Annotated in this window: 13 protein-coding genes and 1 pseudogene; 4 read left to right on the forward strand and 10 right to left on the reverse strand. The window is 43.7% G+C overall.

Annotated features, from left to right (window positions below; translation table 11 throughout):
• Window positions 1-230: 230 nt before the first annotated feature.
• The 10 genes and pseudogenes from MSKOL_RS10675 to MSKOL_RS10720 form a co-directional block, all read right to left on the reverse strand.
• Entirely contained in the window at window positions 231-1136 is a 906-nt protein-coding gene (locus MSKOL_RS10675) for a F0F1 ATP synthase subunit gamma (RefSeq protein ID WP_048156031.1), read from the reverse strand.
• Window positions 1133-2851: an alternate F1F0 ATPase, F1 subunit alpha gene (locus tag MSKOL_RS10680; protein WP_048156035.1), complete on the reverse strand. Its 1719-nt coding sequence runs from the start codon at window positions 2849-2851 to the stop codon at window positions 1133-1135. The genes MSKOL_RS10675 and MSKOL_RS10680 overlap by 4 nt, the downstream gene beginning before the upstream one ends.
• 377 nt (window positions 2852-3228) lie before the next feature.
• A complete protein-coding gene (locus MSKOL_RS10685) occupies window positions 3229-3981 on the reverse strand; it encodes a F0F1 ATP synthase subunit B (protein WP_156151049.1) in 753 nt (250 codons plus the stop codon).
• Between the two features lie 19 nt (window positions 3982-4000).
• Window positions 4001-4276 (reverse strand): F0F1 ATP synthase subunit C, encoded by a 276-nt coding sequence (locus MSKOL_RS10690; protein WP_197078757.1) that lies wholly within the window; start codon window positions 4274-4276, stop codon window positions 4001-4003.
• Window positions 4277-4313: 37 nt separating this feature from the next.
• Window positions 4314-5003, reverse strand: a complete 690-nt coding sequence (locus tag MSKOL_RS10695) for a F0F1 ATP synthase subunit A (RefSeq protein WP_048156038.1) — start codon at window positions 5001-5003, stop codon at window positions 4314-4316.
• Window positions 4993-5307 carry an ATP synthase subunit I gene (locus MSKOL_RS10700; RefSeq protein ID WP_048156040.1) on the reverse strand — a complete coding sequence of 105 codons (315 nt, stop codon included), beginning with the start codon at window positions 5305-5307 and terminating at the stop codon, window positions 4993-4995. Before MSKOL_RS10700 ends, MSKOL_RS10695 begins: the two co-directional genes overlap by 11 nt.
• The gene (locus MSKOL_RS10705; RefSeq protein ID WP_048120843.1) at window positions 5300-5638 is read right to left on the reverse strand and encodes an AtpZ/AtpI family protein; all 339 of its coding nucleotides are present in this window, start codon (window positions 5636-5638) and stop codon (window positions 5300-5302) included. Before MSKOL_RS10705 ends, MSKOL_RS10700 begins: the two co-directional genes overlap by 8 nt.
• Window positions 5631-6080, reverse strand: coding sequence for a F0F1 ATP synthase subunit epsilon (locus tag MSKOL_RS10710; RefSeq protein WP_231592195.1), 450 nt, complete (start codon window positions 6078-6080; stop codon window positions 5631-5633). Before MSKOL_RS10710 ends, MSKOL_RS10705 begins: the two co-directional genes overlap by 8 nt.
• Window positions 6077-7483, reverse strand: a complete 1407-nt coding sequence (atpD, locus tag MSKOL_RS10715; protein ID WP_048156043.1) for a F0F1 ATP synthase subunit beta — start codon at window positions 7481-7483, stop codon at window positions 6077-6079. Before atpD ends, MSKOL_RS10710 begins: the two co-directional genes overlap by 4 nt.
• A gap of 411 nt (window positions 7484-7894) precedes the next feature.
• Window positions 7895-8432 (reverse strand): annotated as a pseudogene (locus tag MSKOL_RS10720) (transposase).
• Window positions 8433-9261: 829 nt separating this feature from the next.
• Between MSKOL_RS10720 and MSKOL_RS10725 the strand changes: the two are divergent.
• The 4 genes from MSKOL_RS10725 to MSKOL_RS10740 all read left to right on the forward strand — a co-directional run bounded on the left by MSKOL_RS10725 (window position 9262) and on the right by MSKOL_RS10740 (window position 14272).
• The gene (locus MSKOL_RS10725) at window positions 9262-10278 is read left to right on the forward strand and encodes a type II glyceraldehyde-3-phosphate dehydrogenase (protein ID WP_048156045.1); all 1017 of its coding nucleotides are present in this window, start codon (window positions 9262-9264) and stop codon (window positions 10276-10278) included.
• 230 nt (window positions 10279-10508) lie between these two features.
• Window positions 10509-11315 (forward strand): bifunctional fructose-bisphosphatase/inositol-phosphate phosphatase, encoded by an 807-nt coding sequence (locus tag MSKOL_RS10730; protein ID WP_048156053.1) that lies wholly within the window; start codon window positions 10509-10511, stop codon window positions 11313-11315.
• A 1-nt stretch (window position 11316) separates the two neighbouring features.
• A complete protein-coding gene (locus MSKOL_RS10735) occupies window positions 11317-12144 on the forward strand; it encodes an NAD(+)/NADH kinase (RefSeq protein ID WP_048156057.1) in 828 nt (275 codons plus the stop codon).
• Window positions 12145-13054: 910 nt separating this feature from the next.
• Window positions 13055-14272, forward strand: coding sequence for a homocitrate synthase family protein (locus tag MSKOL_RS10740; RefSeq protein WP_048156062.1), 1218 nt, complete (start codon window positions 13055-13057; stop codon window positions 14270-14272).
• Window positions 14273-14312: the final 40 nt, after the last annotated feature.

A 14312-nucleotide genomic window follows, 5' to 3' on the forward strand; every position in this document is an offset into this window, starting at 1 on the left:
AGTTAAATGTGAGATTTCCCAGACAAACTTAAAGATACTCAGGAAAACTTGAGATTTTTCAGACCTAAAAACTATTTTATTTAAAAATAGTTCCCCAAAATTTCACAAATAGCTTCCATTAATATGATGTCCTTCACTTATTTCATAAGCAGTTTCCTCATTTTGCCCATCACAAAACTCATTTTTCGAATTTATTATTTTATCTGAACCATTGCCGGTATTTTGCATTTTCACCTACGAGGTCCATGGGACCTGGACAGAGCTTCAAAACCTGAAACAACTTCAAACAACTCTTCATCAATGCCGCTCTGGCGCACACGGTAGTATTCTCCACTGAGATTATTAAGCAGCTCCTCAATGTTTTTATCGGCACGCTGCATTGCTGCAAGTCGACTAGAGTTTTCACTTGCAAGGGACTCAGCACATGCCCTAAAAAGCGAAACGAAAAGGTACTCGCGGATGAGTGCCCGTAAGGCCTCTGCGATATCGCCAATTACCTCAGGCAGCAAGTTTTTGGTTGGCCAGGAAAGTTTGGTCAGGTCATCTCTCCAGGTTTCATCAAATGGCAGCAACCGCTGGCTAACCGGCTCGTAGGTAACTCTGGTTTTGTGGCGGTTGTAATATAGATAGAGTTCGGCATCTTCATCCTGGCTGCGTAGTTTCTCATTTTCCACAAGAATTTGAGCTATAAGTAGGGTAATTGCCTTAACCGAGTTTGGCACATTAAAAAGTCCGATCGGCGCCAGGCCCTCGTCTGTCAGGCGCGAATAAACACGCTCTCCTACAGCCCAGACCTGAGCTTTACCCGGCAAAGCTTTCAGTTCCCTGACCGCATGACTGGTAATTATATCATTAAACTGACCCACAAGCCCCTGATCTGAACCGAAAACGACAGCCCCTATAAGGCGTGTATTCTTTTGTCCTTTTCCTTCTTGCGGAGCTGGCATGAGTGCAATTTTCCTGAAACATAAGCCCAAACCCATTTCTACTGTGTGATAATAGTCAGATAACGCAATAACTGATTTTTCATATTGCCCTATATTCGAAGCTGCCAGGGCTTTCATCGTGCGGACGACAGACTGAAGATCTTTTGCTCTATCAATCTTTGTGCGCAGGCTCTGAGTGTTTTCGGTCATGATTTATCCTTAGCCTCCGGCTCGGACTTGCTTTTAGTCTGGGCTTCTGACTTACTTAATTTTTCCTCAGTTTGGGTCCCTAACTCAGGATTTTCGTCGGTTTTAGTTTCTGGCCCGGGTTTACCCTTTTTTTGGGTTTTTGACTCATTTTTCTCTTCAGTTTTAGCTTCCGGCTTCGGTTTGGATTCAGGGTTTGGCTGGTACGGTTCCAGTGCTTTACGGGCAATATCAAGGATAATTTCGCGGTCCTTGTCGCTCAATTCTTTGTCGCCTTTGAACCGATCGCGCACGTCTGCAGGAATATCTGGTACTGCCTTGCGCAGGGAGCTTTCAGCCTCCACCATTTTGTCAAGTGGCACATTATCGAAGAGTTTTGAGTTCAATGCAACAAGGATAACAATCTGATCTGGCACGGGTACAGGAGAGTTCTGAGGCTGCTTCAGAAGGGCACGGATCCGTCTCCCATGCTCAATGAGCTTTCGTGTATTTTCATCTAGTCTTGCACCGAACCGGGTAAACGCTTCGAGTTCTTCAAATTGTGAATAAGCAAGCTTGAGGTCTCCAGCCACTGCTCTATAGGCAGCAAGCTGTGCTTTACCGCCGACTCGGGAAACGGATTTGCCAACATCAACTGCAGGCAGCACACCCAATTCAAAAAGCGAAGGTGAGAGGTAAATCTGCCCATCCGTAATTGAAATCAGATTAGTTGGAATATAGGCGGAAATATTCTGCGCTTCGGTTTCGATAATGGGGAGAGCAGTTAGTGATCCGCCACCAAGTTCTTTGAGCAGGTGCGTAGACCGCTCCAGCAGTCGTGAATGAATATAAAAGATATCGCCAGGATATGCTTCCCGTCCCGGAGGCCGACGAAGTAAAAGAGAAAGTTCTCGATAGGCGCGTGCGTGATTGGTTAAGTCATCGTAAACAATCAGCACGTCTCGACCTGCTTCCATAAAATACTCTGCAATGCTGGTCGCAGCGTAAGGAGCGATATAGATTAACCCTGACGGGTCATTGCCTTCAGTTACAACAACAATCGTGTAATCCATTGCGCCCCTTTCCCGTAAGTTTGCCACTGCTCTGGCAACTGCTGATGCACGCTGGCCAATGGCACAATAAACGCACAGGACGTTAAAATTGCGCTGGTTGAGAATAGTATCGATTGCAATTGCAGTTTTGCCAGTCTGGCGGTCCCCTAAAATCAATTCTCTCTGACCGCGTCCTATTGGGATTAACGCATCAATAACTTTAACACCGGTCTGGAGAGGCACGGTAACAGGAGCTCGATCCATAATTGCAGGACTGTGCCGTTCAATAGGCAAGCGTTTACTGGAAACTATTGGTCCTTTATTATCAAGTGGACGGCCTAGCGGGTCAATAACTCGTCCAAGCAATTCTTCGCCTACGGCAATATCCATAACCCGTCCAGTGCGTTCAACCTGATCTCCAGCATGCAGATGTGAGTATTCACCCAGTAAAACGGTACCGATTTCTTTTTCATCAACATTAAACGCGATCCCAAACAAATCCCCTGGAAACTTTATAAGTTCATCAAAACCCACAGTAGGGAGGCCAGATACATTTGCGATACCTGTTGAAACTGTCAAAATTCTGCCCACCTCCTGAGGGATGAGCGTAGGGGTCACTGATTCCCTGGCCTGATGTATTTCGGTAAAAACTTTGTCGAAAACGTCTTTAAGACTTTTAGGTTCCATGTTAACTGGCTCTTCATGTAGGCTCTGGTTTGGGATTAATCTCCTGCTTAGCCACAGATTCGGACTTAGTTCCAGATTGATGTTTAAACTCTGACTCTTGCTTAGCCTCAGACTTTTTTTGCATCAAGTTCTTGTTCAGTCTCTGACTCTTGTTTAAACTCTGAATCTTGTTTTGCATCAGGCTCTTGTTCAGTCTCTGACTCTTTTTCGATCCGGGCATTAGAATCAGTTTCAGGTCTGTTTTCAATTTTGGATTCAGTTTTCGATCTGGGTTTATTAGTCTCAGCTTCAGGCTCCTGTTCAGCCCCGGGTCCGTTTTCCGATCTGGGTTTGTTGTTTTTGGTTTGAGGCTCGGGTTTGGCTTTACTCTCAGGCTGTTATTTCAACAGTTCGTCTATACTTTTTTGCATCGATGTAAGATAATCCGCAATGCTCCACGCAACTTTTTGTCCGTCTGTGTTTAATTCGATACCACTGACAAGGTCTGGTTCAGTCTCAAACCTGGGTTGAATTTCTATACCAAGAGTTTCTTTAATCGCCTTTTTAATAGAATCACGCTGTGTTTGTGGAAGATCAAATGCAGTACGGATGAGCACCTGACCTGGTGATGTACTGAGCGCTGAAGCTAACTGCTTCTTTTCATTATCTTTCAGATTGCGCAGCCTTTGAACAAACACGTTAACTGTGCGTTCTTCCAGACTGGTTTCAGCCAGATCGGTCAGTACTTTTTGAGCTATGTCAAATACTTCCTGCTGGGTCCGGCGGCCGATTTCCTGACTTAAATTCTGTCCTTCGTTCCTTAATGCCTCCTGTTGTTTTGCTCTCAAATCGGAGGCTTCCTCCCTCACATCTTCGAAAAGCCGCTGACGTTCGGCCTGTGCTTCTTCCTTTGCCTTGTTCATGAGAGCATTGTGCTGCTGGTCGAACTCTTCGTTCTTACGCTTGAATTCTTCTTTCTCTTTTTGAGCTTCTGCTTCTTTTGCATCCGCATTCTTAAGTTCATCTGCGACCTTCTTCTCGCGTGCGTCGACTGCATTGAGTATCGGTTTGTAAAGAAAACGCTTCAACAACCACACCAGGATGAGGAAGTTGATCACCTGCGCAATGACGGTGAACCAATCGATCAGCATAGGCTATTTCCTCTTTATTTCAGGCAAGTGCACGGTTCCAGAACGGGTTGGCAAAAATGAGAATCATTGAGACAACGAAACAATAGATAGACAGAGACTCAATCATAGCAAGGCCAACGAACAGCGTCCTGGTAATGGTCGCCGAAGCGTCGGGTTGCTGTGCCAGTGAGCTCAGGGCCGTCGCAACAGCTCGCCCTTCGCCAATTGCGGGTCCGATAACCCCAATGCCTATTGTGATACCAGAAGTGGCGATTGATGCCACCGCGATTATGGTTGTATAGGTGTCCAAAGCCATAGTTTTTCCTTCCATTGTTAGAATTGCTATTCAGTTCTTATTGCCCAGTTTCACTTCTAGATTTGCTGGTCCTCGTGGCGGCAGTAATGTAAACCGTAGCCAGGATACTGAATATATAGGCCTGCACCATACCAACGAGCAGACCAAGTGCTATCATGAGATCCGGAAAGATGAACGGTGTGATGGTGAGCAAAATGGCAACGATCATCGAGCCGCTCATAATATTGCCGAACAGACGGATTGCAAGAGCTAACGTGCGGGAGATTTCACTTATAATATTAAATGGCAGCATGATTATTGTCGGCTCTGTGTACGTCTTAAGGTAGTTACCAACTCCCTGTTCTTCGATACCGAAAAGTGGCACGGCTACAAACACACATAATGCAAGAGCAGCCGTAGTAGAGAGAGATCCTGTTGGTGGTTCATAGCCTGGAATTATGATGCAGAGATTGGCTACGGCGATTAACAGGAAGACCGTGCCCAAAAAGCCTAGATATTTCCTCGGCTGGTCCAGGCCAACGTCCTCAATTTGTTCCAGGATGCCTGTGACAATAATTTCCAGAATATTTTGCCAGCGGGAACGTTCCAGACCAGTAGAGAGTTTGCTGGTAATAGCTTTTGAACCAATTACCATTACCAGCATAAGTCCCCAGGTGTATACAATCGTGGCATTGAGTTTGATAAAGCCGTACTGCCAGAAAATCAGCTCATCAGGGCTAAGTCGCATTACTGGCCTCCTTTGTCAATTGGTTTGAGTTTTCATCTGGCAGTCTGGTAAGCCTGACTATTATATGGCGCATAACAAAAAACCCAAACAGGCATGTTAGCAATCTCTCCCAATGGCTATCCGAGACGAAGTAGAGTCCAGCTATGACAATGCTGGTCCGTATCAACAGGCTGCCGAGGAACCAGAACGCGGGCTTTCTGGATGAAAGTCCCTTCCGAACCGTCCACCAGAGCCCGCCGAAGAAAACAGCTCCGAGCAGAAAACCAGCTATCAGAGACAAGACAAGATTCAATATTTCATTCATTGTAATCCTCCTGTTCCTCCTGCATTTTCTGACGCTCTTTGGTTACCCAGTGCCATGCATTCAAGCAGCCGATAAAAAGGCCGATGATTAGCATCGTGAGTGTCCAGGAAAAGCTTTCTGGATAGTGTTTATCTAACCAGAGCCCGATTGCAGCCCCAATTAAAGTTGGAATTGCTACCGACCAGCCTATGAGTCCCATCATGCCTAAACCAAGCCAGATAGTCCTGTCCACATGACGTTGTGCCCTGAGTTTGCGTTCAGCTTTTGTCCCAACCTGACGGGCCAGAGGTGATTCGTCCTCCAAAGGTTTCTCTGATAGTTTGTCAGACATTCCGAAACTCCGCTAAGCGGCGTATAAGCCCGGTTTCCAATTTTACCATTACCGAACGAATTTTTTGCTCGTTTTCATCTAAGGTCAAAAACTCTTTCTCTACAGCTTCTTGTAATTGGCTTAAGTCAGTCCCGAAAATGGCATCACGTACAGAGACAAGTACCTCCTGACCGGTCTTGATGAGTACGCCTTCATCGACTGCCACATAAATCTCGCCCTCGGATTCGGTTTCGTATGTTAGAATTCCAGGCTCCAGAGCCGCAACACAATCGAGTCGGTGTGGCAAGAGCCCAAATGAACCCTCGCGTCCCTCTGCGACTATGCGTGATACGCCTTTTTTTTCGGCAAAGACCTGGAAAGGCAGAAGAATCGTAAGATTCATGAGTCTTGAATTCAGGAGTCCTGCGTTCATGAGTTCTGAATTCATGAGTTCTGAATTCATGATTTTTCCCGGCTTGATTTTCTGGCTATTGCTTCGTCAATTGTTCCGATCATGTAAAGGTCGCCTTCAGGGTAGTCTTTGAATTCATCACGCAAAATACGTTCGCATCCGTCGAGAGCATCTGAAAGACTGACGGATTTGCCTTTAATACCTGTGAACTGCTCAGTGGTGAAAAACGGTTGCGTCAGAAAACGTTCCAGGCGGCGAGCGCGGGCTACCACATTGCGGTCCTCAGGCGATAGTTGCTCCAGGCCAAGCATTGAGATAATATCCTTGAGTTCTGAGTATTGCGCAAGCGTCTGCCTGATTTCCTGGGCCAGGCGATAATGCCTTTCACCAATAATGCCAGGTGTGGCCATTTTGGAGTTTGACTGCAAGGGGTCAATAGCCGGATAAAGCCCCTCGCTTGCCCTCTTGCGAGAAAGGACAATTGATGCCGAGAGATGTGAGAATGTATGCACAGCCGAAGGGTCAGTGAAATCGTCAGCAGGCACATACACCGCCTGAATCGACATTATGGCTCCGGCATCAGTAGTAGATATGCGCTCTTCTAGCTCGGATAATTCAGTTCCCAATGTCGGCTGATATCCCAGGCGTGAAGGCATCTGTCCCATCAGGCCGGATACTTCGGAACCAGCCTGAATAAACCTGAAAATATTATCTATAAGCAGCAGCACATCCCGGTGTTCGTCGTCCCTGAAGTACTCTGCCATTGTCAGCGCCGTATGACCTACCCGAAAACGGGCACCTGGTGGCTCGTTCATCTGGCCGAATACCATAACCGTATTCGGAAGCACACCAGCGTCTTTCATATCACGATAAAGTTCTTCCCCTTCTCGACAACGCTCGCCTATTCCACAAAATATGCTCACTCCCTGGTGTTGTTTGACTACGTTATGAATCATCTCGGTTAGCAATACTGTCTTTCCAACGCCCGCTCCTCCGAATAAGCCCGCTTTACCTCCGCGTTCAAGAGGTACCAGCACATCTATAGCTTTGATTCCAGTCTCGAAGATTTCAGACGTGGTGGATCGACGCATCAGCGGTGGCGGAGTCTGATGGATTGAGCGCCACTGGATATCAGACAGAGGTTGCCTGCGGTCTATGGTATTTCCAAACACATCAAACATTCGCGAAAGGATTTCCCTACCAACAGGCGCTTTCAAAGGCCCACCCGTATCTTCCACTTCCGTGCCTCGAGCAAGACCTTCGGTGGGGGTCAGAGCAATTCCGCGAACGCGATGTGCGTCAAGTTGGGTCAAAACCTCTATGGCAATCTGGCTTTCCTTTCCTGCACGTAGCAGCGTATATACAGGTGGCAGGTGCTTCTCGAACAATACATCTACAATGCTGCCGCGCACCGAGATGACCGTACCGAGATTCAAGGGCCTTCTATTTGCCAATTTAACCGCTCCCCCAAGCTTGCATCATATTCAGTTTTGGAGTTCCCTTTTCCTGAGACCTGGGTCATAAGAACTAAGAATGTAATGAAAACTCCGACTGCCTCATTCACAAAGTCCACAGTGATCAGGAAACGCTAAAGAAAACATGGAATTGAATCGATTTTCAATTATTGTTTTTATAATGAAATCATTACAGTGTCTTCATAGTGTCTTCATAGTGTCTTTACAGTGTCATTACAGTGCCTTATAAACCCCATTTTACCAGGAATTTTTTATTACTTTGTTTCCCCTTTTCCATAAGAAATATATCATTTCAATATATTAATTTGACTCTAATATCTTTTTTATATTTCTCGCGAAATATAAGATGGTCTCTCTTTATTCGATTGATGTTTTTGGCTCTTCGTCATTTCATAGGGGTAGTTTGAAATCTAACTTTCCTGATTTTAGATCAATCATAGTAACAAAATACTTAGTGTTTCGATACCCTCTTGCATTTCTTTTTATCAACTGTACAATACTGTTAATACTTTCCACAACTCCGTTAGTGACCCTGGAATCAAAGTAGTTTAGAATTCCAGCCCAATGACTTTTAATGGTTTTAGCAACCTCAATTATTGCCTTTAATCTGCTATGAGTTGCCCAAAAATACCATTTTTCGCGAGCCCATGGAACTTTTATTTGGAGAACTCCACAATTACTACAACTTATTCCTGGAATTATACAGTGTAAATATGCAGAATATCGAAAGTAGTTAATGTGCCGTAACACTTTTTCCTTAGTATCATAAGCTGAGCATTTTGGTTTCACACTTAGGACAGGGAAATTTGGGACCACGTTTAAAATCAAGCCAAATATTAAGTTTTTCAGATGTTAAATCAAATTCAGTATTGGTTATTTGCCAAGGTTCTTTGACATTCAAAAGTATTTCAAATGCTTTTTCAGAAATGGGATATCAAACTCATGCAGTTATCTGTACTAAATAATATGATACTTGTTTATATAATATCTTCAGTATAATAACTTGCATATATTAATCAACAAAGAGTCATTTTATCTTTATCTCCTTTTTTCTGTCTTTCTCTCTTTTTTTCTGCCTTCATTTCCTTTTTTCTGCCTTTATTTCCTTTTTTCTATATTTATCTCCTTTTTTCTGCCTTTATCATCTTTTTCCTTTCCTACTCGTTTTTCAGGCATAACCTCTCGGAAAAGGGTCTGTAAGCTCTAGAATTTAGGAATCTGTCTTATAGTTTCTTTAATTGATAAGATATCTCGGAAAAGCATTTATCTGACTTTACCTATAACTCTGTGTTCCAGGATACCAGATACAGACTTAAGTCAAGACATTCGAAGAAAGCCTGCTAAAGCAATATCTTGGATTATGTGTAGGAGAGTTTTCGACAAACTGGCCAAGATTATAGAAAAAGTTATAATCTCGGGATACACTTTAAATTTATGCCTACACTCTAGACTTATGTAATCCCCTGTCCAGAATTACGATATCCGGCTAAATTTAAATTTTCGGTGATTTAGGCTATATATCAATTTGGATAGAATAGGATTAAACGGAATTGGATGAAATGGTAAAGCAAAAATCTCAGTAAATGGTTACGGAACTATGGAATAAAATTTTTTTTGGAGACAGAAATTTCTGACCAACAGTTGATTTTTATCATTGGGCTGGCATTAACTTTTGCACATTAATAAGTATAAAAATAAATGAGTTAAATTATATTTAAAAAATTAGAAAATAATAGGATTAAAAAGGATTGGATAAAATGGTTAAAGCAAAAATCGCAGTAAATGGTTACGGGACCATAGGAAAAAGAGTTGCAGACGCCGTAAGAGCTCAGGACGATATGGAAGTTGTCGGAATTTCCAAAACAAAGCCGAACTATGAGGCTGCAGTGGCCCACCAGCTAGGATATGACATATATGCCCCAGCTGCAAATCTCGGAGCTTTTGAGAAAGCCGGGATGCCTGCAGCCGGCACAATTGAAGAAATGGTCGAAAAGGCTGACCTGGTTGTGGACTGTACGCCCGGAGGAATCGGTGAAGGAAACAAGCCTCTGTATGAAAAAGCCGGGGTAAAGGCAATCTGGCAGGGCGGCGAAGATCATTCACTTGCAGGTTTCTCATTTAACGCGATTTGCAATTACGAGCAGGCTGTGGGCCGCGACCTGGTCAGGGTAGTCTCATGCAATACTACAGCTCTTTGCAGGGCTATTTACCCGATAGACAAAGAACTGGGGGTAAAAAAGGCCAGGGTAGTTCTTGCAAGGAGGGCAACCGATCCTAATGATGTAAAGAAAGGGCCAATTAATGCAATCGTACCCGACCCAATCAAGCTTCCGTCCCACCACGGGCCTGATGTAAAAAGTGTGCTTCCACAGATTAATATTACAAGTGCAGCCCTGAAGGTCCCAACAACTCTGATGCACGTGCACACCGTGAATATGGAAGTTGAGAAGGACTGCACTGTAGATGATGTTAAAAACATCTTTGGTTCCCAGCCAAGAATCCGTTTCGTGGGACTGGGTATGTCGTCTACAGCAGAAATTATAGAATTTGCCAGGGATATGAAGCGCCCCAGAAATGATATGTGGGAGAACTGCATCTGGCCTGAATCAATAACTGTAGAGGACAAGGAGCTTTATTTCTTCCAGGCTGTCCATCAGGAATCTATTGTAGTTCCGGAAAACGTGGATGCTATAAGGGCCATGATGGAACTTGAAAGCGACGGTGCAAAGTCAATTGAAAAGACAAATAAGGCTATTGGCCTGAATAAAAAGTAATAAAAATAAGGTGCCGGAATCTAAGTTTATATAGACTCCGGCTTTGACTGTTTCTGGATATTCAACCTGAATATCTGGAACTGGATTTCTTGGACCCAGAAATTCCATACATAAATTATATATTTTGCATTGTATCTCTTACTACCTCAAAGACCGAAAATTCGAAATCCTTATCTTTTGAATGAAGAAAATAAGATTTGGAACTTTTAATTGGAAAAAATGGCTAAGACATGAATTCAACAAATTCAGGATTTTTGAAATTATCTCGAGAGGCTTTTAAAGCCGCATCAGATTCTATCTGTGATCTTGCAGGTACTGATGCTGCAGGCAGTTTTGTTTGTATGGGAGCCGACGGTACTCCAACTACTAAAATAGACCTTGCAGCAGAGGACGCTATCGTTGAAGTCCTTAAAGAAGACGGCAGATCCATGAGAATTATCAGTGAAGAGCTTGGCGAACTTATTTTAGGGGATTCGCCTGAGTTTTCTGTTGTTCTAGACCCGCTTGATGGGACATATAATTCCGCAGTAGGAATTCCATTTTATAGTGTTTCTCTAGCCGTTTCTTCTCATGACCTTTCAGACCTCAGGTTCGGGTATGTGAGTAACCTTGCATTACGCGAGGAATACTACGCAGAAGCTGGAAAAGGGGCTTACCTTAACGGAAAAAAAATAAAAGCTTCCGTTAACTCGGATCTGATGAAATTGTGCGTCAGTGTTTATGGCTACCGGCAAAATATAGAAAGAACCCGAAAGATATACAGTAGCGTCAGGAGGGTGAGGTTATTCGGGAGTGTAGCTCTCGAGTTGTGTTATGTAGCCTCAGGCAGGCTTGATGCTTTTGTTGATGTTCGAAATGCTTTGCGTGTGACTGACGTAGCCGCAGGGCAGTTGATTCTGGCCGAAGCGGGCGGGCTTGTTACAGACGGATACGGAAACTCTTTAAGACTTCCTGATAATGTTACTTCAAGAGTGGAAATGATTGCGTCCAACGGACACGTGCATGAAAAGCTTTTAGAATTACTCTTCGGAGGATAAGTTGGCGATAAAGAAAATAGGAATATCTGCTCGCTGCGACAGGCCTGAAGTAATTGAAAAGGTAAGGGAGATTCTTGCCCATTTCAGCTCAAAGGTCCAAATTTTTGTCGCCACTCCTACGGCTGAGGTACTCGGAATAGAAGGTACTCCGATTGAAAGAATGAGGGGAGAAGGAGTGGAACTTATTATTAGCGTAGGAGGGGACGGTACAGTCCTCCGGAATATTGCCAAAATGAAAGACCCTCTTCCTATACTCGGAATCAATATGGGTACTCTTGGTTTTCTTGTAGATGTTGAGCCAGAACATGCTCTTGAAACTATAGAGGAAGTGCTTTACGGTTTTTCCTACAGCGACAGAATGCGAGTCGATGTTTTTCTTAATGGGGAAATGCTTGAGACTGCAACGAATGAGATTGCAATAATGTCTGCAAAGCCTGCGAAGATCATTAAGTTTGAGGTTTATGTCGGAGATTGCCTTCTTGACTCTATGCGTGCGGATGGTGTGGTTTTTGCAACCCCTACAGGCTCTACTGCCTATGCGATGAGCGCAGGCGGCCCTATTATAAGTCCAAGGGTAAGCGCTATTGTGGTTGTCCCTGTAGCTCCTTTTAAACTCTCCTCAAGGCCCTGGGTTATCCCGTCAGACAGCGAAATCACTATAAGGTTGTCGGCTCCAAAAAAAGAGGCGGTTATTGCAATTGACGGGCAGAAGTCCTACAGGATCAAGCCCGATGATGTCGTCAAACTTAAGAAGTCCAGATTTCCTGCACGCTTTGTAAGGATTTCAGATACCTGTTTTTATGAAAGGGTCCAGAGAAAACTTACCTGAGAGCAAGCCTTTACTTAAGACCCTTTACTTGAGAGCGAGCTTTTGATTGAGAGCAAGCTTTTGATTGAGAACGAGCCTTTTTACTTATTACTCAAAGAGCAGGTCTGTACTTACGAGTCTGAGAAAACCTTTACTTGTTAACTTGAGAGAGCCTTGATTTAGTAAAATGGCTCTTCATCATTCCTTGTAGGTAAGATGATTTCCAATTCAAGACCACATTGGTTTTTATGAGAATATTATAAGGATATCCACACAAAACAACGAAGAGCCAGAAAAGTCTTTACATATTCCCAGAGGAAAACCTTTAATTATAGTTTAAGTTTTCCCATCATGTTGAGTACTTTTCTCTGACCTGTAAATCTCTCAATTTTTCCATGCGACTTTTAACTAAAAATCTACTGATATAACCTAACCTATAGTCCCGAGGCTAAATAATGCAACTGCCCAATGAGGTACAATGAAGTTTTTTGTTGCAACAATTACAGGTCGTGGGTTTGAATCATTGAAAACCGAAAGTGAGAGAATCTCCCAAGATATTCATCAAATACGAGAGATGTACTCGCTTTTTCGAAATTGATCTATAATTCAGGGACACGACCCAATTACAGGTATGACTATAATTTGCCAAACTTGAGCTCGTTTTTATCCTGTTTTTCGAGAAGCCGTTGCCGGAAATTCTATTCCTCCAAGGAAAACATTTATACATATGCAGGTAAAGCTATGCTTAATTTTTACGAGATACAGGATTTTCTGACTTTTAGGGACGTTTGAGTCCCAGTACCTCTTTATTCAGCCTTTGAGTTATTTATCAGATAAATCATCTATATGTCATTAAAAATAATTAAAAATATTCCTCACAGTAATTACAAATATTCCTCATAATAATTAAAAATCACAGGAAGTAGTAGTAATGCCAGAGAGCGAGCAGTATTCTAGAAACAAACTTATGGATTTTATCGAATATCGCCCCCTTGATATCGAAATCTGTGACGTGACCCTGCGCGATGGGGAACAGACTCCAGGTGTTGTGTTCACAAAGGAACAGAAGCTGGCAATGGCCAATGAGCTTGATTCTATTGGTGTAGAGGTTATAGAAGCCGGATTTCCGGTAGTTTCCGCAAACGAAAAGGAAACCGTTAAGGAAATTGCAAATCAGGGCTTTAATTCAAGGATATGCTGTCTCTCAAGAGCAGTAAAAGGGGACGTGGATGCTGCACTTGAATGTGATGTCGATATTGTGAGTATTTTTATTGCAATGTCGGATATGCACCTCAAATACAAGTACCATCGAAGCCTTGAGGAGATGCTTGGCTGTGCCAAGGAAACCATTGAATACGCTACCGATCACGGGTTAAAAGTACGTTTTGCAGCCGAAGACGCTAGCCGTACCCCTATCGACCGCTTAAAACAGGCTTTTAAGGAAGTAGAAAAAGAGTATAAAGTGCAATACGTAAGCCTTGCAGATACGATTGGTATCCTTAACCCTACAACGACACACTACCTTGTTAACGAAATTTTCAAGGAAGTTAATACCTCAATATGTATCCACTGTCATGACGACCTCGGAATGGCTACCGCAAATACCCTTGCAGCCGCCGAAGCTGGTGCAAAACAGCTCCATACCACAGTTAATGCAATCGGTGAAAGAGCAGGAAACGCTTCCCTTGAAGAAGTGATGGTCGCCCTCAGGGTACAGTACGGTATTGACCGCTATGACACCACAAAGCTGACCAACCTTTCTAAAATGGTCTCGGAATATGCAGGTATTACACCCTCGGTAAATAAAGCCGTTGTCGGGCAAAATGCCTTTACCCACGAGTCCGGAATCCACGTTGCCGCGATCCTTGAAGAGCCGCGCACCTACGAACTCTTCCTCCCGGAAATGGTCGGCGGGAAGCGCAACCTCGTCGTAGGAAAGCATACCGGCACAAAAGCCCTAAAAGGCATTATTAACAGCATAGGCTTATGCCTTGAGCGGGAAGAACTTTGCGCTCTGATCGAGAAAGTCAAGGTCTGCACCGAAGAAAAGCATAAAAGCATCTCACGGGACCAACTTGAAAGGCTGATTACTCAGGTCAGGCAGGAAAAAGAGACAACAGAAAAGGGAGAGGAAAAGTTTTCTATTTGAAAACTCTGAATCTTTCATATAGATTCATTTGCTTTTTTCC

The sequence above is a fragment of the Methanosarcina sp. Kolksee genome (genome assembly GCF_000969945.1).
Lineage (GTDB): Archaea > Halobacteriota > Methanosarcinia > Methanosarcinales > Methanosarcinaceae > Methanosarcina > Methanosarcina vacuolata.